Here is a 19,615-nt window from a genome sequence, read left to right on the forward strand (position 1 = left end):
GCCGGTCCAGTAGGTCCGTCCGGGTAGCGCCGTTATCGGCTATGAAGAGGTCGACGTCGACCTGCTCGCCCCAGGATCGCCATGGGATCTCCGCCAGAGGGATCTGCAACGGGGCAGTTCGCCGACGTCGTCGAACTCAGGTGGAACCGCGAAGCCCCCTCGCCCTGAAGAGCGTGGGGGCTTTTCGTTCGTCGGCGACGTGCCCGTCGTCGGCCCGAACACGCGGGAGGTTCGATCATGTCCGAGTCCGAACTGTCCGACCGTCTCTACCGCCTGCGACACTCCATGGCCCACGTCATGGCCCAGGCGGTCCGCGACCTCCACCCCGACGTCCGCTTCGCGATCGGCCCACCGATCGACGACGGCTTCTACTACGACTTCGATCTCGGCATGGGACCCGACGGCCGCCCCACGACGTTCTCGCCCGAGGACTTGGCGGCAATCGAGAAGCGCATGCGGCAGATCATCGCCGGCAAACACCCGTTCCAGTATCGGGAGGTTTCGGCCGACGAAGCGCGCGCGCTGTTCGCCGGACAGCCGTACAAGCTCGAGCTGATCGAGGGGCTGGCCAAGGGCGACGTCGACGAGTACGGCGTCGAGCGCGACGACGCCGACGGGGACGGCAGCGGGGCGCCGGGGGACGCGGGCGATGCAGCGCGGGCCGGCGCGCACGCCGTCGTGATCTCGACGTATCGCCAGGACGCCTTCGAAGATCTCTGCAAGGGTCCGCACGTGGAGCACACGGGCCAGCTGCCGGCGGACGCCTTCAAGCTTCTCTCCGTGGCCGGCGCGTACTGGCGGGGCGACGAGCACAATCCGATGCTCCAGCGGATCTACGGCACGGCCTGGCTGAACAAGAAGGACCTCGCAGCGCACCTGCTGATGCTCGAGGAGGCCAAGAAGCGCGACCACCGCAAGCTCGGCCGCGAGCTCGACATCTTCACGTTCGACGACGAGGTCGGGCCGGGGCTGCCGCTGTGGCTGCCGAACGGCGGGATCCTCATCGAGGAGATCGAGCGGCTGGCCAAGGAGGCCGAGGCGCGGCACGGCTACCAGCGCGTCCGGACGCCCAACCTGGCCAAGGAGGACCTCTTCCTCCACTCCGGCCACCTGCCGTACTACGCCGAGAGCATGTACCCGCCGATGGAGCTCGAGGGCGTTCGCTACTACGTCAAGCCGATGAACTGCCCGATGCACCACAAGATCTTCGCCAGCCGCCCGCGCAGCTACCGCGACCTGCCGCTCCGGTTGGCCGAGTACGGGACGTGCTACCGCTTCGAGAAGAGCGGCGAGCTGATCGGCCTGCTGCGCGTTCGCTCGCTCCAGATGAACGACGCCCACATCTACTGCTCGGCCGAGCAGTTCGAGGTCGAGTTCCTGGACGTCATCGCGATGTACCTCGAGTACTTCGCGCTCTTCGGCATCGAACGCTACGTCATGCGCTTCAGCACGCACCACAAGCGCGGGCTCGGCAAGAAGTACGTCGACAACGCGCCGCTCTGGCTGCACACGGAGGACATGGTCCGCCGGGCGATGCACAGCGGCAACATCCCGTTCGTCGAGGTGCCGGACGAGGCGGCGTTCTACGGGCCCAAGATCGACGTCCAGATCTGGAGCGCCACGGGCCGCGAGTTCACGCTGGCCACGAACCAGGTCGACTTCGCCCAGCCCGAGCGCTTCGACCTCACGTACACGTCGGCCGGCGGCGGCGCCGAGCGGCCGCTGTGCATCCACCGCGCGCCGCTCAGCACGCATGAGCGCCTGATCGGCTTCCTGATCGAGCACTACGCCGGCGCCTTCCCGGTCTGGCTGGCGCCCGAGCAGGCCCGCGTGATCCCGATCACCGAGGATCACAACGGCTATGCGGAGCGCGTCGCCGCTGAGTTGCGCGCCGCCGGGCTGCGCGTCGCGGCCGACCTCGGCGCGGACCGGATGAACGCCAAGATCCGCGACGCCCAGCTCATGAAGGTGCCCTACATGCTCGTCGTCGGCGACCAGGAGATGGCGGACGGCACGGTGGCCATCCGCCGGCGCGACGGCAGTCGTGGCGAGCCGGCGTCGGTGGGCACATTCGCGGCCGACGTGGTCGAGCGGGTGCGCGCGCGCGCGGCGACGCTTTGAACGTGGGTCGGCGTGATGGCGTGGCGGACGGGCGCGTCGCCTTGTCCGTGGGTCGGCGTGATGGGACGTGGATCGGGGCAGGCACGGGGACCTGCCCCCACAATCCCTTGACGGGGCGGGCCCGGGGTCGTTATACTTGAGGGCCGTTGCGTCCCCGTCGGCGTGGCCACGCCCGCCGGGCGATGCAACCATTTTGTGTTTCAGGCGATTTCGCCGCCCCAGGTCCCGACCACCGTGTCGTCCGAACACAGCGAGGTGCAGCAATCAGCAGAGGACAGCCCGAGCCGCCGCCACAGCTCAAGCAACGGATCAACGAGGCCATCACGACCTCGCACGTCCGCTTGATCGGTCCCGCCGGTGAGCAGATCGGCGTCGTTCCCATGCGGGAGGCGCTGAACATGGCCCGCGAAGCGGGGCTCGACTTGGTCGAGGTCGCAGCCGGAGCTGATCCTCCGGTGTGCAAGATTCTCGACCACGGCAAGTGGCAGTACGTTCAGATGAAGAAGCAGCGCGAAGCGCGCAAGATGCAGAAGGTCGTCGAGATCAAGGAGATCCGGCTCCGGCCGAAGACCCACGAGCACGACACCGGCGTCAAGATCAAGCGCGCGATCAAGTTCCTCGAGGAAGGGATGAAGGTCAAGGTCCGGATCCAGTTCCGCGGCCGCGAGATCACCCACCCCGAGATTGCGCTCGAGCTGCTGACCGAAGTCGCTGAACAACTGGCGGTTGCGGGGGAGGTCGAACAACAACCCAGCCTCGAGGGGCGTTCGATGCTGATGGTCGTCGGGCCGCGTCGGGATGCCGGCAAGACGGACGGACGACCGGTGCGAACCGCGCCCGTGCGCCTCGTCGCGCCGCCGATGCCGGCCGTTGAAGCGCCGGCCCCGCGCGGCGGCGCAGGCAAGGGAGCCAAGGCGGCCGGCCCGGTCGCGGCGGAGGCCGGATCGGAAGCCGCCGCTGAGGCGGTGCCGGAAGCGGTGGCCGTTGCGGATGTGCTGACGGCCGCGGATTCCACCCCTGTGGCTCCGGCCGCGGCGAAGGACGGAAAGGTCGGGACGGCCGACGGCGAGTGAGCGGCGGCGCACGACAGCGGCGCACGACAGAGGCAGAAGAGACAGAACAGAGGGATCGGCTTTCGGCCTGGCGGTGACGCCTTGTCCGGCAACGATAACAACGAGATCGATCGCCATCGCGTCGCCGCACGTTCGGGCAGCGCGATGTGGCAAGCAGGAGGGGTCCGATGCCCAAGATGAAGACGCACAAGTCGACGAAGCGCCGCTTCAAGGTGACCGGCACCGGCAAGCTCATGCGCACCAAGATCGGCAAGAGCCACCTCCGTCGCAAGAAGCCTTCGCGCACGCGGCGGCTGTTCGACGAGTACTTGGTGGTCACCGACAAGGCAACGATCAAGCGAGTCCGGCGCCTGGCGCCGATTCTCTGGAAGCGGTAAGAGGAGCTTACGATGGCCCGCGTTAAGGGAGGGATCGTCACCACACGTCGCCACCGCAAGATCTTGCGGATGGCCCGTGGCTACCAGCAGGGGCGGCATCGCCTGTTCCGCCGCGCCAACGAGGCGGTCACCAAGGCGCTCGAGCATGCCTACGTCGACCGCCGCAAGCGCAAGCGCGACTTCCGCAAGCTCTGGATCCAGCGCATCAACGCTGCAGCCCGGATGTACGGCTACAGCTACAGCACGTTCATCCACGGCCTGGGCGTCGCCGGCATCAACATGGACCGCAAGATGCTCGCCGACGTGGCCGCGCGCGACATCACCGCCTTCGGGACGATCGTCGAAGCCGTCAAGGCGGCGGGCATTGCGCCGAACCACGTGCCGACCGCCACGACCGGCGAGCTGGCACCGGTGACGCCGCAAGTCCACAAGCCGGCGAAGGCGCCCCGCGCGGCGCGCGTGGCTGCGGCCACGTCTGCGGCCGCGGCGGCGGCCGATGTCGAGAGCTCGACGTCGTTCGACGAGACCGAGCCCGATGTCGAGATCGTGGCGGCGGAGGCCGAGCCGGAGGTCGTCGCGGTCGCGATGTCCGACGCTGGCGGCGATGATGCCGCGGGCGGCTCGATCGACGCCGACGCGATCGACGCCGAGTCGGGCGACGACGGGGCGGACGCGGCAGGCTGAGCCTCCCGAGACGGCGCGGGGACTTGCGGGTACCGGCGCAAACACCCCGATGCGCGTGATGTGCTCGTACGAATCCGTCAGAAAGAAAGGGGCGCCCAGACTTGGGCGCCCCTTTCTTTCGTTGCTCTCGTTGGAGCCGACCCGCGGTGCGACCCGCACGGGTGCACCGTCGTATACTCCGCCCGGCGTCGCGATCTGCCGCGACGCGTCACCGTCCCCATCCCAAGGAGGTAGAGTGATCCGGCCCGCGCCTCACGGCGCACCCGGATCGCGCCTGTCATGAACGCACTCTGGATCGCGCTTGCCCTGTTCGCCGTGGCCGTCCTGGCCTACTTCGTCCTGTACAACGGCCTGATCCGCCGCCGGAACAACGTCGACCAATCGCTCTCGACCGTCGACGTCATGCTCAAGAAGCGATTCGACCTGATCCCGAACCTCGTCGCCGCGGTCGAGGCGTACATGGGGCACGAGAAGAGCACGCTGACGGAGCTGACCGCGCTGCGGACGCGCGCCCTGTCCGGCGATCTGAGCGACGTCGAGCGCGCCGACCTCGACCGGAAGGTCAGCGGGGCGCTCGGCCAGCTGCGGGTGGCCGTCGAGAGCTACCCGGATCTCAAGGCAAGCGCGAACTTCGTCCAGCTGCAGGGCGCCCTGAACGAGGTCGAGGAGCAGCTCTCGGCGGCGCGACGGGCTTACAATGCGGCCGTGACGGCGTTCAACACCGCCATCCAGACCGTACCGGGCAACCTCATCGCCGGGACGATGGGCCTGACGCTGCGCCCGCTCTTCGAGGCCGCCGAAGCCGAGCGCGCGAACGTCGACGTCGGCGCGCTGTTCAGCGGCGGCGCATGACCGTCTCGCACGCACCGACGCTCCTGGCCGCCCTCGGCGCCGACCTCGGCGAGATCGAGGCGCTCCACGGCGCCGTCCACGCCAAGGCCGTCCGTGCGGCGGCACTGGCCGTCGGCGGCGCCGTCGCGATCGGCCTCGGCGCGTTCGCGTTCCTTGCGCCGCTGACGCGCTGGTGGCCCGCCGCGCCGGTCGCGGCGGTGATCATCGGTGCAATCGGCTACGGCATCACGGTTTCGCCGGCGGCGAGCGCGTACAAGGCGGCGTTCAAGACGAAGGTCGTCGGCCGTCTCGTCGCGCTGCGCTTCCCGGCGGCACGCTACGCGCCGTTCGAGGGGATCGGCGAGGCGGACTTCCGCGCATCGAGGCTGTTCGAGCAAGGCATCGACCGCTACGGCTGCGAGGACCTCATCGAAGGGATGTTCGGCGCAACCCACCTGCGCATCAGCGAGGTCCACGCCGAGTACAAGACGCAGACCACGAACAGCAAGGGCCAGACGACGACGCACTGGCACACGATCTTTCGCGGATGGTTCGCCATCGCGGACTTCAACAAGCACTTCAACGGCGTGACGATCGTCCGGCCGGACAGCGCGGAGTCCATGCTCGGCGCGTTCGGGCAGCGCCTGCAGAGCCTTGGCCGGGCGATGAGCGACGCCAAGCTCGTGGCGCTCGAGGATCCCGAGTTCGAGCAGGCGTTCGCCGTGTACGGCACCGACCAGGTGGAGGCGCGCTACCTCCTGTCGACGAGCCTCATGCGCCGCCTCCTTGAATACCGGAACCGCGTCGGCGGACAGGTCCACGTCTCATTCGTCGACAGCCACGTCGTCCTGGCGATCCCGAGCGGCAAGGACGCGTTCGAACCACCGTCGATCTGGGCGGCCAAGGCAACCGTTTCGGAGGGCGACGTCGCCGGCATCGTCGAGCAGATCGAGCTGGCCGAGGGGATCGTCGAGGCGCTGAACCTTAACACGCGGATCTGGGGGAAGCCGCCGTCATCCCCACCGCCATCCTCATCGACGATGTCGTCGTAGGGCAACGCGGCGACATCGCTCGTGAAACGTTCGCGGCAGCGCCGGGAGATCATCGCCGCGATCCGCACCGCGTACGGGTTGGGGCCACCCGATGCCCGCTGACCCGGTGCCGCTCGACGCCTTCTTCGCCCACCACGCACCGTCGCGCCCGCTCTTCGACGCCGTCCGCGCGGCCGTCGAGGCGATCGGGCCGTCCGAGGTTCGGGTGTCGAAGAGCCAGGTGGCGTTCCGGCGTCGCCGGGTATTTGCCTGGGCGTGGCTCCCGGGCCAGTACCTGCACGGCCCACATGCCCCGCTCGTGCTGACGGTGGCCCTCCGGCGGCGCGACCCGTCGCCGCGCTGGAAGGAGGTCGTCGAGCCGGCGCCCGGCCGGTTCACGCACCACCTCGAGGTCCGTACGGTCGCCGAGATCGACGACGATGTCCGCGGCTGGCTGCGGGAGGCATGGCAGCAGGCGGGCGCATCCGTCGGGGCGGCGGAGTCGCCCTGACAGTCGTGTCGCAGTCGTGTCGCAGTCGTGTCACTGCCGCGGTGCGTCGCACCGCACGATCGAAGGACGGTCCCGATGACGAACATGACCAAGACGATCGCCTTCCTGCGCGCGATCAACGTCGGCGGCCACAACGTGAAGATGGAGGCGCTGCGGGCGCTGTTCGAGCAGCTCGGCTTCGACGCCGTCGAGACGTTCATCGCCAGCGGCAACGTCGTCTTCGAGACGGACGCAGCGCCCGACACGGCGCTCGAAGCGGCCATCGAGGCCCACCTGAAGGCGGCGCTCGGCTACGAGGTGGCGACGTTCCTGCGCACCGTCGCCGAGCTGGAGGCCGTCGCGGCGTACGAGCCGCTGCCGGCGGTCGCGATGGCGTCGATCGTCGCGTTCAACGTCGGCTTCCTGGCATCGCCGCTGAACGCCGACGAGATCGCGATCCTCAGCGGGTTCAACAACGACATCGACGACTTCCACTGCCACGGCCGCGAGGTCTACTGGCTGTGCCGCACGAAGCAAAGCGACTCGAAGTTCAACAACAACGCCTTCGAGCGCGCGCTGCGCCGCCGGGCGACGTTCCGCGGGCGGAACACGGTGCAGCGGCTGGCGGCGAAGTACCCGGCGACGGGCTAGCCCGAGGGCATCGAGGCCGAACGGAAGGGCGTTCGAGAGCGCCGCAGAGCAGCGGCGTCCGGTTTCGTCGCGCCCTGGTTGCAACGTCGGCGCTGGCTGCTGCATGTGGCATCATCCCGCCGCGCGCCGCCGATCACCACCGAAGGTTGACCGTCGATGACCATTGGCACGACCGCCCACCCCACGCTCGAACGCCGCCTCGGCCTCCGGGCCGCAATCGCCATCGTCGTCGGCGAGGTGATCGGCGTCGGGATCTTCCTGACGCCGGCGGAGATGGCCAAAGGGCTCGGATCGCCGCTCTGGCTGCTCATCGTCTGGCTCGTCATGGGGACGATGGCGCTGTGCGGCGCGCTGTGCTTCGGCGAGCTGGCGGCGCGCTGGCCGGAGGCCGGCGGCCAGTACGTCTACCTGCGCGAGACGTACGGCCTGCGCTGGGCGTTCCTGTACGGCTGGATGGCGATGCTCGTCATGGACCCCGGGATCACGGCCGCGCTGGCCGTCGGCTTCGCGCAGTACGCCGGCTACGCGGTGCCGATGGGCCCGCTGGCCGCCAAGGGCGCGGCGATGGCCGCGATCATCGTCCTCGCCGCGCTGAACATCGTCGGCCTCCGGCAGAGCGCCGGCGTCGTGCGGGCGCTGACCGTGCTGAAGGTGGGCTTCCTGGCCTTCCTCGCCGTCTGGGCGTTCGGCGGCCAGCTCGGCGACATGGGCCACTTCGCGCCGTTCGCGACCCGGCCGGCCGACGCCGGCCCGCTCTTCGGGGCACTGGCCGGTGGGCTCGTCGGCGCGTTCTTCGCGTTCGGCGGCTGGTGGGACCTGAGCAAGCTCGGCGGCGAGGTGAAGGACGCGCGGCGGACGTTGCCGCGGGCGATGATCTGGGGCGTCGGCATCGTGACCGCGGTCTACATCGTCACGAGCGCGGCGTTCATCTACCTCGTCCCGTTGACGGCTGTCGGCGATGGGGAAGCGTTCGTCGCCCGCGTCGGCGAGGTGCTCTTCGGCACGGCGGGCGGGCGGTTGTTCGCCGGCATCGTCATCGTCTCGGTCCTCGGCAGCCTGGCCGGGCTGCTCATGGCCGCGCCGCGCGTCTACTACGCCATGGCCGAGGACGGCGTCTTCTTCCGCGCCCTCGGCGCCGTCGACCCCCGCTGGCACACGCCGGCGCGCGCGATCGCCGTCCAGGCTGTCCTCGGTTGCGTGCTCGTCGCCCTCGGCACGTTCGACGCAATCCTGGCCTACTTCATCTTCACCGTCGTCCTCTTCCTGGCCGGCACCGCGGCGGCCGTCATCGTGCAGCGCCGCCGCAGCGGCCCGCCGGAGGGGTTCGCGATGCCGTTGTATCCATTGCCGCCGATCGTCTTCCTCGTCCTCACCGCGGTCATGCTCTTCCTCTTCCTCGGCGGCGGCCCGATGCAGGCGCTCGCCGGCCTCGCGGTCACGGCGCTCGGGCTGCCGGTATACGAGGTCGTGCGGCGTGCCCGGGACAATGTCCCACGCACGTCGTGACACCGGCCCCATGACCGGTGCTCCTGCTCGGATTCGCGCTCGGCGCGATCGGCCTCGTCTCGGCCTACGGCATCTGGCAGAACCAGCGCTGGGGCATCATCCTGACGATCGTCGTCCGGGCGTTGGACGGGCTGTCCGCCGCGCCCGGCATCCTCTTCGCCCCGGACCCGATGCTGAAGACGATGGCCGGCCTCGGCGTCGTCATCTCGATCGTCGTCATCGCCCTGCTCCTCTGGCCGAAGCCGCGGCCGGTGACGGCCTGAGTCGATCGGGCGCACAAGGGATTCGATCCGATCGTGCGGCGCCACCCGTCCGTCGAGGCCTGGCTGAGCGGCCTGCTGCTCTACCTCCTGCTCGGCGCCTATGTCTTCGTCGTCTACGTCGTCGTCCTGGCGTTCGGCGGGATCGACAACGACTACGTTCAGGTGCCGTGGTGGCTGAACGCGATCAGCCTGCCGATCATCATCCTGACCGTCCGCCCGGTCCGCAACTGGCTGCGCAAGGGCATCCACGGCGTCGTCTACGGCCAGCACGACGACCCATATGCCGTCCTGGCCGAGGTCCACGAGCGTGTCGACGCCGACCCGGCCCCGGCGGCGATGGTGCCGGCGATCGCGGCGGCGATCGCCCAGAGCCTCAAGCTGCCGTACGTGGCGATCGAAACGAACCTCGGCGAGGCGCCGCTGACGGCGGTAAGCGGCGCCCGCATCGACGGCGCCGAGACGACGACGATCCCGCTGGCCTACCACGACACGACCGTCGGCGCGCTGCTCGTCTCGGCGCGCCGGCCGGGCGAGCCGTTGTCCGAAGCGGACACGAAGCTCCTGCGGGATCTCGCCCGCCAGGTCGGGATCACGCTGCACGCCGCCCAGCTGACCGAGGCGCTCCAGGCGTCCCGACGCCAGATCGTCACGGCGCGGGAGGAGGAGCGGCGGCGGATCCGGCGCGATCTGCACGACGGCCTAGGCCCGACGCTGGCCTCGCTGCGGCTCCAGCTCAGCGCCCTCCGCCATGCGCTGCAGGACGATCCGGCGGCCACAGCGCTCATCGACAGCCTGCGCGACGACGTCCGCGCCGCGACGGCCGACATCCGTCACCTGGTGTACGACCTTCGTCCGCCGATGCTTGACGAGTTCGGCCTGGCCGGCGCGCTGCGCAACCTCGGTGCGGCCGGCGCGGGCGCCGGTACGACGCGAACCGTCGACGTCCCGGACGCGCTGCCGTCGCTGCCGGCCGCCGTCGAGGTCGCGCTCTACCGCATCGCCGCCGAAGCGCTGCACAATGTCGACCGGCACGCGAACGCGGCGCAATGCTCGGTCCAGCTCGACGTATCCGCGTCGGCCCTCACGTTGACGGTCGCCGACGACGGCGTCGGTCTCGGCGACGGCTGCCGGGCGGGCGTCGGCTTCGTCTCGATGCGCGAGCGGGCGGCCGAGCTCGGGGGGACGCTCTCCCGGACGTCGGCGCCCGGTGCCGGCACCGTCGTCACGGCCACGATTCCGTTCGGAGGACCGGCATGACCCCGACCGAACCGCTCCGGCTGATCATCGTCGACGACCACCCCCTGTTCCGCAAGGGCCTGCGCGCGCTGCTGGCCACGGTGCCGGGCATCGCGGTCGTCGGCGAGGCGGCGGGCGGCGACGAGGCCGTGCGGCTGGCGGGCGAGCTCGCGCCTCACGTCGTGCTGATGGACCTCCAGATGCCCAACGGCGATGGCCTCTCGGCCGTCCGCCGGATCGCGGCCGCCCACCCGGAGATCCGCATCCTCGTCGTCACGATGTTCGAGGACGACGACTCCGTCTTCGCGGCGCTGCGGGCCGGTGCGCGCGGTTATGTCCTCAAGGACATGGACGACGACGAGATGACCCGCGCCATCCTGGCCGTCGGCCACGGCGAGGCGATCTTCAGCCCGGCGATCGCCGAGCGGATGATCGCGTTCTTCAGCACGCCGCCAGTGGCGCCCTCGCCGACGTTCCCCGAGCTGACGGACAGCGAGCGGAACGTCCTGCGGCTCATGGCGCGCGGCCTGAAGAACGACGCGATCGCCGTCCAGCTGTCTCTCAGCCCGAAGACCGTGCGCAATTACATCAGCACGATCTTCAGCAAGCTGCAGGTGGACGATCGGGGGCAGGCGATCGTGCGGGCGCGGGATGCGCGGTTGTCGTAGGGGTGCCCCTACGTTGGGCAACGGACGTTGGAACCGAATGTGGTTTATCCTTCCGGCACGGCTGCGGCGCCCGCAGGCGCTCGATCCAAGGCGACCGCGCCTCACCGAGGATGGATGACGTGACGGTTCCGAACATGCGACGCTGGCTCGGTTGGACGATGCTCGGTGCGGCGACGACCGCCGCCGTCGGTTGGGGCGCGGCGCTGGCCGCGCCGGGCGACGGCAGCGCCACGGGCCTCACGGCCGCCGCCGACTTCGGCGCACCCGCGTCCGCGCTCTCGGCCGCGATGTGCCTCGCCAGCCCCGGCGCCGCCGGCCACGTGCCGATGCTGCGCGGGTTCACGCATGCCCAGCAGGCCGGCGCGTACCGCGATGCGGTTGCGCTCGACGCGATCGCCCGCGCCGCTTCGGCGAGCGCCGACGCCGCCGGTCCGGGACTGGCCTTCCTCCCGCTCACGTTCCGTCTGTCCGCCGGCTTCGCCACGCTGCCGACCGCCGTCCCGCCGACGCCCGCCCCACCGTCGCCCGTGCCCGCGACGGCCGCACCGACATCACCGCCCGAGCCGACGGACGCGCCCGCCCCGCCCACCGCCGTCCCGCCGCCCGCCGCGTCCCCGACGACGCCCTCCGCCCTCACGTACTGGCGCGACGTCCGCCCGATCCTGAACGCCGAGTGCGCCACGTGCCACGTGGCGGGCGGCATCGGGCCGTTCGCGCTCGAGGCGTACGCAGACGCGGTGGCGCATGCGGCCGAGATGGCCTATGTGATCGAGCGCAAGATTATGCCGCCGCTGCCGGCGATCCCGGACGGCGAGACGCCGCTGGACGACCCGCGCGTGATGTCGGCGGGCGACCGCGCCAAGGTGCTCGAGTGGCTGGCGGCCGGCCTGCCCGAGGGCGACCCGTCGACGGCGCCGCCGGACGGCCCGAAGCCGGAGGACCACGGCGCCCCCGACCTCACGCTCGACATCGGGGCGCAGTACACCACCAAGGCGGGCAAGCTGGACGACTACCGCTGCTTCGTCATCGATCCCGGCTTCCGCCGGGACACCGAGGTCCGGATGGTGGACGTGATGCCGACGAACAGCCGAATCTACCACCACGGCATCCTCTACCTGGCCCTGGCCGGCGACGCCGCCAAGCTCAAGCAGCTGGAGGCCGAGGACCGCGAGCCCGGCTACGAGTGCTTCGGCGGCCCCGGCGCCGGGACGGGCGAGTGGATCGTCGGCGAGGCGGTCGGGCGGCTGACGCGGCCGTACCCGGACGGGACGGCCAAGGTGATCCCGGCCGGCGCCAAGTTCGTCCTCCAGCTCCACTACAACACGCTGAACGGCCACGGGAGCGATCGCTCCAAGGTCCTGCTCTGGACGGCGCCCCGCCCGGTGAACCGCGCGCCTGTCGACGTCCGGCTCGTGAACTTCCTGTTCAACCTCCCGCCCGGCAACCCGAAGGTCAGCGTCACCGCCGAGGCGAACGTCGTGGCCGACGGCCAGGACGGCGGCCTGCTGCGCGTCACGGCGCCCGAGGGCAAGCTCTGGCAGGTCTGGGGCCACATGCACATGCTCGGCAGCATGTTCACGCTCGACCTCATCCAGCCGAACGGCACGAAGCGCCGCCTGCTGGACATCCCGGACTGGGCCTTCAACTGGCAGGGTGTCTACGACCTCGTCACGCCCATCGACCTGAAGGCCGGCGACCGGATCCTCATGACGTGCACCTGGGACAACTCCCAGGCGAACCAGCCGTACGTGGACGGCAAGCAGCAGGCGCCGCGGGTGGTGCGGTGGGGGGAGGGGACGTTGGATGAGATGTGTTTGGGGGGGGTGACGGTCACGCGATAAGAGGCATTGGCGGGTCCGATTCGCACACCGCGAACTACGGCACAGGACGGCCGAAGCGGACCCGCCCCTCGGCCACCACGACGAACTGTTCCGGCAAGCGATCCGAATGCTCGTGCAGCAAGGATCGAAGCGTCGCGATCTTGACCTCCGCCCGCTCGTCACCCAAGCGGAGCAGTACGACGCCGTGGTGCGGATAACGTTCCCGGTAGATCTTTTCGCCGAAGTCCTTGTCGTTCGTGATCAGGATTCGACGACCATCGAAGGCGCGCCGAATCACGTCATCGTCGATGAGACCCCGTGCATCGTCGAAGACCGAGTACACGTCGTGGCCTTGCTCGCGCAGCCATCGGGCCACCATTGGTCCCGTGCTTTCATCGACCATGAAGCGCACCTACGCCGTCTCCGTCACGAGGGGCATGTAGGTGGTGTCCTCGAGCGCGCGTGACGCGAAGAGCAGGCACGCCAGCACATCGTCCGCATGGATGCCTTCGTACTCGGCCAGGATGTCGGCCACCGACGATCCGTGTGCCAGCCGCTTGAGAATGTACTCGACCGCCAGACGTGTTCCCTTGATCACCGGCTTTCCTGCCAGGACGCGGGGATCAACCGTGATCCGCTCCACCAACTCGCGATCGTCCATGGACGTCTCCTTCGCCTGTCCTTCGGATCATCCGCGGACGGACGCCAATGATAGACCCGCCGCGCTCGAACGATCGATCGGCCGATCGTCTGTGTCCACCCGCACCACGGCGCGTGTTCTATCCCCACACGCGAGCGTCCCCCCGCGATGATCCCAACGATCATCACCCAGCCCCTACAGCCTCGCGCATCACGCCGAGGCCACGCCCATGCCCCGCCGAACTGCCATCGCCGCCCTCGCCATCGCCGCCGCCCTCGTCGCCGTCGCCCTCGCGCCGCCGCGCCCCGGCGCCCCCGCGCGGGCCGCCGCCCGTGCGACGTCGACGGGTCCGGCGCCGACGCCGCGCGGCACGGACGTCGCGCCGCCGTGCGACGTCGCTGCCGCCCGACGCGTCGAGCCGGCGATGTTGCTGTTGGGCGAAATGGTGGACGTGACGATGACGGTGACCGCGCAGTGCATCGGCCCGGTCTGGCCGCTGCACATCGTCGTGGCGATCGAGGCATCCGCCGCGATGGCGGGCGACCTCGGCCACGACGTAGAGTCGGCGGCGGCGGACCTCGTCCGGCGGTTGGACCTGTCCAGGAATGCGGCGACGCGTGTCGCTGTGGTCGGATTCGACGATCGTGTCCGTGTGAAGTGCATGCTCCAGAACGACCGCGGTCGCGTCATGCGATGCGTGGACCGAGTCGGTGCGCCGCAAGGGAGCGCGCGCTTGGACCTGGCGCTGGTTGAGAGCCGGCGCCAGCTCCTCTTGGGGCGCGGCGACTACAGGACGCCTGACGTGATCCGCGAGGTCGTCGTGCTGTTCGCAACGCGTCCAAGCGGCGGCTGTGCGCGGCCACAGCGTGAGGCGTCGCGATTGAAGGCCGAGGGCATCCTGGTCATCACGTTGTGCGCAGGCGCGGACTGCGATGCGGCATGCCTCCGGACGGTGGCCACGTCACCTCGCTACCATTTTGAATGGCGGCAGCGCATGCAGTTGGCGAACATCTTCGACACCGTTCGCAGGACGTACCAATACATCCTCCTGAAGTCGTTGACGATCACCGACCAGCTCCCAACCGCCCTGCAGATCGTGACCGATACCGCCCAGCCCGCGCCGAACGACATAGATGTCGGGCACGGCCGCATCGGTTGGACCCAGACGCACATCCCGCGCGAAGGCGTCACCGTGACGTATCGTGCTCGCGCTGTCGCGCCGGGCAGCCAGCCGTCCACGCTGGGCGCGGCGGCCACCTTTGTCGACGGCGGCAACCACCGCGATACCGTCACCTTTCCGTCTTCCTTGATCACCGTCCTCGGCTTCGCACCCGGCCGGCCCCCCTGATCCGGAACGATCGAGACCGCTATTCAGGCGCCGGCAACAACTCGAACGCCGCCCGATGCCGCGGCCGTACGATCCCGAAGTGCCGGTGATCCAGCGTCAGGATCGTGCCGATGTTCAGGCGCTCGGCGACGGCAACGATGACGGCATCGACGAAGTCGACGCCGCTGTCACCATACTTGGCCATGATCTCAGCAGATCGGAGATAGTCCGCGGGTATCGCATCGAGCAAGGCGAACGCCGCATCCGGTCGCGCAAGACCGGCCACGAACTCCGCATCCACACGCGCGCCTCGCCGATGATGGAGCAGCGAGCAGACCTCGACCATCGCAACGGTCGGCAGCCAAGGCCTTGTTCGCAGCGCGCGGGCGGCCATCGCGATGCGGGAATGATGCGGATCATCTTGATTCATGAGACCGACGACAAAGCTCGTGTCAACGATGCTCGTTGTCACGACGGATCCTCTCCTGCTTCTCGAGGACAATCCGGCCGAACTCTTCCTCGACGTCCGCTGCCCACGGACCGTCGGACCATGCATACATCCCGATCAACGCCTCCATCGGCGACCCCTCCGTCTCGCCCGACTCCGCCACGTACGTCCCCACCGCCTCCCGGATGAGCAGCGACGTCGTCGTCCCTCGGCGCCGTGCAAGCTCCTGCAGGCGCGCGTACATCTCCTCGTCGAACATGACCGTAGTGCGTTTCATCGTGTCCTCCTCGTCGATCGTGTGGATATGATGCCATATATGGCGCTAGCGGAGAAGCTGGCACGTCACCTCCCAATCGCCGCCCGCTTCGCCGCCCGCACCGCTCAACGCACGCCCGGCGCGCGTATCATCGTTGACCGACGAGCCACGGCACCGCCGTCGAGCGGCCACCCGACCCAACCCGGAGCTCGCCATGACACGGCACCGAACGCGCCCGATCTGCAGCGCCCTCGCCCTCGCCCTCTCCACCGCCTTCGCCATCGCGTTGTCCCTCGCCGTCGCCCTGCCCGCCGCCCGCGTCGCCCACGCCCACGGCCCCGATGCGCACGACCTCGACGTGCGCGACGTCGCAGTTCACGACATCGACATCCACGCCAGCGACGCCCAGGCCGCCGACCCACCGATCCCCGCCACGACGTCCCTCGCGACGTGGCGCTACAACCACGACGCCCACCGCGGCGCCTACCGCCTGTCGAGCGGCGCCACCGGCACGAACCTGGCCGATGTCCAACTGCTCTGGTTCGACGCCGCCAGCATCTTCGTCCGCGCCACCGGCATCCCGGCGTACGACATCGGCCCGTTCGCCGACGGCAACCCGAACGTGCCGGGCGAGCAGGACTACGTCTACCGCCTGCCGCTCGACGCCGCCCTGGAGACCGGCACGCCCCGCGCCACCGGGCTCGGCAGCATCGGGACGTTCGTGAACGGCGTGCCGATCTACAACGCGCTCGACGACTGGTCGTACGTCGCCGCGGCCGGGCGCGACGCGCCGAACATGGGCGGCATGGGCGGCCAGCGCGGCGACGCCGTCTGGAACCGCAATGCCGCACTGGCCGAGCGCCGCGGCTTCGACGCCTGCCTCGGCCACCCCGCCCGCGGCCGGGCGCAGGGCGCGGGGGCCGCAAACGGCCGCTACCACCACCACATCGACCCCACGTGCCTGCGCGCCGCCCTCGGCGACGACGACGTGATGCGCCACTCCCCGATCATCGGCTGGGCATTCGACGGGTTCCCGCTCTACGGCCCGTACGGCTACGGCGACCCGAACGACCCGTCGAGCACCGTGCGGCGCATGCGGTCCAGCTACCGCACGCGCGACATCGCGACCCGCACGACGCTGCCCGACGGCTCGGCCGTCCCGGCGGCGCAGGCCGGCCCGCCCGTCGGCGGTGCGTTCCCGCTCGGCTGGTACGTCGAAGACTTCACGTTCGCGGCGGGTTCGGGCGACCTCGATGCCCACAACGGGCGCTGGACGCGCACGCCCGAGTTCCCGGACGGCATCTACGCCTACTTCACGACGCTCGACGACGCCGGCCAGCCCGCCTACCCCTACCTCGTCGGCCCTCGCTACCGCGGCCGCGTGGCTGCCGACAACATCGGGCCGGGCGGGCGCGTGGTGGTACCGACGGGTGCCGCGCCGTACATTCCGCCGGTCGCGACCGACGTGCCCCACATCGCGACGGCGGGCCCGAGCCCGTCGTCGACCGGTGCGCCGTCCGCCGAGTCGACGCCGACGAAGATGCCGACGACGGCGCCCACCTCCGCCATCCCAACGTCGACGGCCACCCCGCTCGCCGCCCGCTGCTACCTGCCGTGGGCCGGACGGCTATCGTCGGACCGTGCTGCGGCGCGCTACCGCTCCGCCGCGATCAGGTAAGCCCCGCTCACCGGATCCCGTCCCACCGCAATCATCGCCCGCCGGATCGCCGACGTCACCGTGCCGCCGGCCGACAGCTCGGCCACGAGCTCGAGCGTGGCCCGATCCGTGTGGCCGGCCGAGACCTCATCGCTCCAGCCGATGACCGCCCGCGCCCCGCGGGCCAGGAATGCCTCGCTCATCGCCACGCCGCGCAGGCTGTCGCAGCCCATCAGGACCACCACGGCGTCGTCACGGAACGAGCCGTCGAGGTGGTCGCGGATGAACGTCGCGCCGAGGCCGTTGAAGGGCCGCGGGTCCGCGCCGACGGTGCGCCGAACGGGCACGAGGGCGCCGATCTCGGCCGGCGTCAGGCGAGTCTTCGGTGGGTTCGACCCCGTCCCCGGTGACGCGGGCAGCATCGACCACGATGGCGACGGACCCTGGACCAAGCCCGTCACGGCGAAGCGGCTCAGATCGACCGGCTCGTTCGTGAACAGCGCCACGTCGTCCGTCCAGCGGCCGCCGTCCACGATCAGCGCCGAGTGGACCCGCAGCACGAGGAGCGAAGCGCCGTCCGCCGGCAGCGACTGGAAACGGCCGACCGTCGCCTCGTCCGGCGGGACGACCCGCAGGCCGCTGCCCGCGCCCCCGATCACCGCCGCGAGGTCGCGCTGGAACCGCGAGCCCGGCTGGATCGCGCCGAGCTGATCCACAAGAAGTACCCGCGGCGAGGGTGACGAACGCTCATGCCGCGCCCCGGCGAACTGCGCAACGACACCTTGCAGCCGCCTGATCAGCGTCTCCCCACCCACCGCCAGCGGCACGAGCGCGCCCATGGACACCCCGCCCACCATCACGGGCGGGTCATGCGGCGGGCCGTGGCGCGCCGGCGGGTCGGTGGGGCCGAAGGGCGGTCCGGGGACGATCGGCACGCACCGCGGTGGGCAGCGCGGTGTGCTCGTCGGCGTCGGCGTCGGGGATGGGGTCAAGGTGACCGTCGGTGTGCGTGTCGGCGTCCGCGTGGCCGTCGGCGTCCGCGTTGCGGTCGACGTCCGCGTCGTCGTGGCGGTCCGCGTAGCGGTCGACGTGCGGGACGCAGTTGGCGTGAACGTCGGCGTGGCCGTCGGCGTCAGGGTACGGGTGGCGGTCGGCGTCCGCGTCGGCGTGGCGGTCCGCGTGGCGGTCGGGGTGCGCGTGAGGGTTGGCGTCGACGTGGGCGTGACGGTTGGCGACAAGGTGGGCGTTCGCGTCGGGGTGATGGTTGGGGTCGGCGTCCGCGTCGGTGTGCTGGACGGCGTCGGCGTCAGCGTCCGTGTCGGCGTCGACGTGGACGTGCGCGTCACCGTCGGCGACAGGGTTGGCGTGCGCGTCGGCGTCCGGGTGGCGGTCGACGTCGGCGTGCGCGTCGCGGTGGCGGTGGCCGTGGGCGTGCGCGTTGCGGTCGGGGTAAGAGTGGACGTCGGGGTCGGCGTGGGCGTCGGCGTGCGCGTTGTGGTGGCGGTGGCCGTGGCGGTGCGCGTGGGCGTCGGGGTGAGGGTGGACGTCGGCGTCCGTGTCGGAGTCGGCGTAAGGGTAGGCGTTGCGGTGTTCGTCGGCGTGTCCGTCGGGGTCGGCGACCACGACGGGGTTGCCGAAGGGGTGAACGTCTGCGTCGGCGTGAGGGTGTTCGTCGGCGTCGGCGTTCGCGTCGGGGTGTTCGACGGCGTCGGCGTGGACGACGGGGTCAGCGACGGGGTGGGCGACGGCGTCGGGAGTTGGAGGACGATGCAGTTGCCGTCGTCGATGCGGTCGCAGTCGGGCGCCTGATCGAGGTTGTTATCGTGGAAGTCGGTCGCCCACATCACCCGAAACAGGAGCGGGCTGCCGAGCGCGCTTCGCCGGACGTACATGTCGACGTTCGTCCCGGTGATCTCGTAACCGATGTCGAGGTTCCCCTCGGCCGCCTGCGGACCACCGACCCCGGCCGTGCCCGTGCCGAGCACGCGGCTCCACAGCGTGCTGGCCGGCGCGTTCGTCGTGTACCCCGGCGGGCTCCCGCCGCCCCAGCGCGCCATGAAGCCGACGTTGGACAGATCGTCCATCAACGTCAGCTCGCCAAGTTGGTCGCGGCCGAGCGTCGGGTCGGGCGGCACCGTCAGGTCCTCGAGCATGAGCAGGTACTCGGCGTCGACCATGTTGCCGCCGGACGTCACGCCGTCGCCGTTCACGTCAAAGAACCACTTGTAGCGCGCCTCTCCGGTCGGGCCGGTGTTCGGCCAGCCGGCCGGAGAAACGTTCTGAAGCCGCAGGTAGAGGTATTCGGCGTCGACGGCGGCGTAGGCGCGGAAGACGTTGCGATGGTCGCCGCAACCCGGCTCGTCGGGGTCGGTGCCGATGGACGTCCAGATGACCGGCCACCCGACGAACTGCTGACGAGCGGCGCTGGACGGCTTCGCCAACCGAGCATTCGCTAAGCCGATCATGGCAGCAACCACGGAAGCGCAGGCGATGACCCCCCCGGCGAGACCGATCCTACGGTGCACGACGCGTTCCC

At 70.3% G+C, this 19,615-nt stretch carries 20 protein-coding genes; 15 read left to right on the forward strand and 5 right to left on the reverse strand.

The genetic code is table 11. The features are described 5' to 3' along the window. The first annotated feature begins 237 nt into the window (after nt 1-237). The 13 genes from IPG72_13185 (at nt 238) to IPG72_13245 (ending at nt 12,772) form a co-directional block, all read left to right on the forward strand. Nucleotides 238-2,121, forward strand: a complete 1,884-nt coding sequence (locus IPG72_13185; protein MBK6769936.1) for a threonine--tRNA ligase — start codon at nt 238-240, stop codon at nt 2,119-2,121. A 182-nt stretch (nt 2,122-2,303) separates the two neighbouring features. Next, entirely contained in the window at nt 2,304-3,194 is an 891-nt protein-coding gene (locus IPG72_13190; protein MBK6769937.1) for a translation initiation factor IF-3, read from the forward strand. A 167-nt stretch (nt 3,195-3,361) separates the two neighbouring features. Next, on the forward strand, nt 3,362-3,571 hold the full coding sequence (rpmI, locus tag IPG72_13195; protein MBK6769938.1) for a 50S ribosomal protein L35: 210 nt from the start codon (nt 3,362-3,364) through the stop codon (nt 3,569-3,571). 12 nt (nt 3,572-3,583) lie between these two features. Continuing rightward, nucleotides 3,584-4,255 carry a 50S ribosomal protein L20 gene (gene rplT, locus IPG72_13200; GenBank protein MBK6769939.1) on the forward strand — a complete coding sequence of 224 codons (672 nt, stop codon included), beginning with the start codon at nt 3,584-3,586 and terminating at the stop codon, nt 4,253-4,255. Nucleotides 4,256-4,534: 279 nt separating this feature from the next. After that, nucleotides 4,535-5,107 carry a LemA family protein gene (locus IPG72_13205; protein ID MBK6769940.1) on the forward strand — a complete coding sequence of 191 codons (573 nt, stop codon included), beginning with the start codon at nt 4,535-4,537 and terminating at the stop codon, nt 5,105-5,107. Then, nucleotides 5,104-6,138, forward strand: a complete 1,035-nt coding sequence (locus IPG72_13210) for a DUF3137 domain-containing protein (protein MBK6769941.1) — start codon at nt 5,104-5,106, stop codon at nt 6,136-6,138. The genes IPG72_13205 and IPG72_13210 overlap by 4 nt, the downstream gene beginning before the upstream one ends. A gap of 184 nt (nt 6,139-6,322) precedes the next feature. Beyond that, nucleotides 6,323-6,628 carry a hypothetical protein gene (locus IPG72_13215; protein MBK6769942.1) on the forward strand — a complete coding sequence of 102 codons (306 nt, stop codon included), beginning with the start codon at nt 6,323-6,325 and terminating at the stop codon, nt 6,626-6,628. Nucleotides 6,629-6,703: 75 nt separating this feature from the next. Continuing rightward, nucleotides 6,704-7,258: a DUF1697 domain-containing protein gene (locus IPG72_13220; GenBank protein ID MBK6769943.1), complete on the forward strand. Its 555-nt coding sequence runs from the start codon at nt 6,704-6,706 to the stop codon at nt 7,256-7,258. A 156-nt stretch (nt 7,259-7,414) separates the two neighbouring features. Next, entirely contained in the window at nt 7,415-8,764 is a 1,350-nt protein-coding gene (locus IPG72_13225) for an amino acid permease (protein ID MBK6769944.1), read from the forward strand. Between the two features lie 17 nt (nt 8,765-8,781). Continuing rightward, nucleotides 8,782-9,027: a hypothetical protein gene (locus IPG72_13230; GenBank protein ID MBK6769945.1), complete on the forward strand. Its 246-nt coding sequence runs from the start codon at nt 8,782-8,784 to the stop codon at nt 9,025-9,027. Nucleotides 9,028-9,060: 33 nt separating this feature from the next. Next, nucleotides 9,061-10,284, forward strand: coding sequence for a GAF domain-containing sensor histidine kinase (locus IPG72_13235; protein ID MBK6769946.1), 1,224 nt, complete (start codon nt 9,061-9,063; stop codon nt 10,282-10,284). Further along, nucleotides 10,281-10,931 carry a response regulator transcription factor gene (locus tag IPG72_13240; protein MBK6769947.1) on the forward strand — a complete coding sequence of 217 codons (651 nt, stop codon included), beginning with the start codon at nt 10,281-10,283 and terminating at the stop codon, nt 10,929-10,931. Before IPG72_13235 ends, IPG72_13240 begins: the two co-directional genes overlap by 4 nt. 119 nt (nt 10,932-11,050) lie before the next feature. Continuing rightward, a complete protein-coding gene (locus tag IPG72_13245; protein MBK6769948.1) occupies nt 11,051-12,772 on the forward strand; it encodes a hypothetical protein in 1,722 nt (573 codons plus the stop codon). Nucleotides 12,773-12,806: 34 nt separating this feature from the next. On the opposite strand, the gene IPG72_13250 is transcribed toward IPG72_13245, so the two are convergent. Both IPG72_13250 and IPG72_13255 read right to left on the reverse strand, forming a co-directional pair. Beyond that, nucleotides 12,807-13,163, reverse strand: coding sequence for a DUF5615 family PIN-like protein (locus IPG72_13250; protein MBK6769949.1), 357 nt, complete (start codon nt 13,161-13,163; stop codon nt 12,807-12,809). After that, on the reverse strand, nt 13,164-13,412 hold the full coding sequence (locus IPG72_13255) for a DUF433 domain-containing protein (protein MBK6769950.1): 249 nt from the start codon (nt 13,410-13,412) through the stop codon (nt 13,164-13,166). 208 nt (nt 13,413-13,620) lie between these two features. Between IPG72_13255 and IPG72_13260 the strand changes: the two genes are divergently transcribed. After that, nucleotides 13,621-14,739, forward strand: coding sequence for a VWA domain-containing protein (locus tag IPG72_13260; GenBank protein ID MBK6769951.1), 1,119 nt, complete (start codon nt 13,621-13,623; stop codon nt 14,737-14,739). 19 nt (nt 14,740-14,758) lie between these two features. On the opposite strand, the gene IPG72_13265 is transcribed toward IPG72_13260, so the two are convergent. Then, nucleotides 14,759-15,190 (reverse strand): PIN domain-containing protein, encoded by a 432-nt coding sequence (locus IPG72_13265; protein MBK6769952.1) that lies wholly within the window; start codon nt 15,188-15,190, stop codon nt 14,759-14,761. Beyond that, nucleotides 15,171-15,443, reverse strand: coding sequence for a CopG family transcriptional regulator (locus IPG72_13270; protein ID MBK6769953.1), 273 nt, complete (start codon nt 15,441-15,443; stop codon nt 15,171-15,173). Before IPG72_13270 ends, IPG72_13265 begins: the two co-directional genes overlap by 20 nt. Before the next feature lie 193 nt (nt 15,444-15,636). Here IPG72_13270 and IPG72_13275 point away from each other — a divergent pair, with 193 nt between their 5' ends. Further along, nucleotides 15,637-17,100 (forward strand): YHYH protein, encoded by a 1,464-nt coding sequence (locus IPG72_13275; protein MBK6769954.1) that lies wholly within the window; start codon nt 15,637-15,639, stop codon nt 17,098-17,100. On the opposite strand, the gene IPG72_13280 is transcribed toward IPG72_13275, so the two are convergent. Beyond that, a complete protein-coding gene (locus IPG72_13280) occupies nt 17,076-19,520 on the reverse strand; it encodes a hypothetical protein (GenBank protein ID MBK6769955.1) in 2,445 nt (814 codons plus the stop codon). The two genes, IPG72_13275 and IPG72_13280, sit on opposite strands and share 25 nt — an antisense overlap. Nucleotides 19,521-19,615: the final 95 nt, after the last annotated feature.

Source organism: Candidatus Avedoeria danica (assembly GCA_016703025.1).
Classification (GTDB): Bacteria; Chloroflexota; Anaerolineae; order Epilineales; family Epilineaceae; genus Avedoeria; species Avedoeria danica.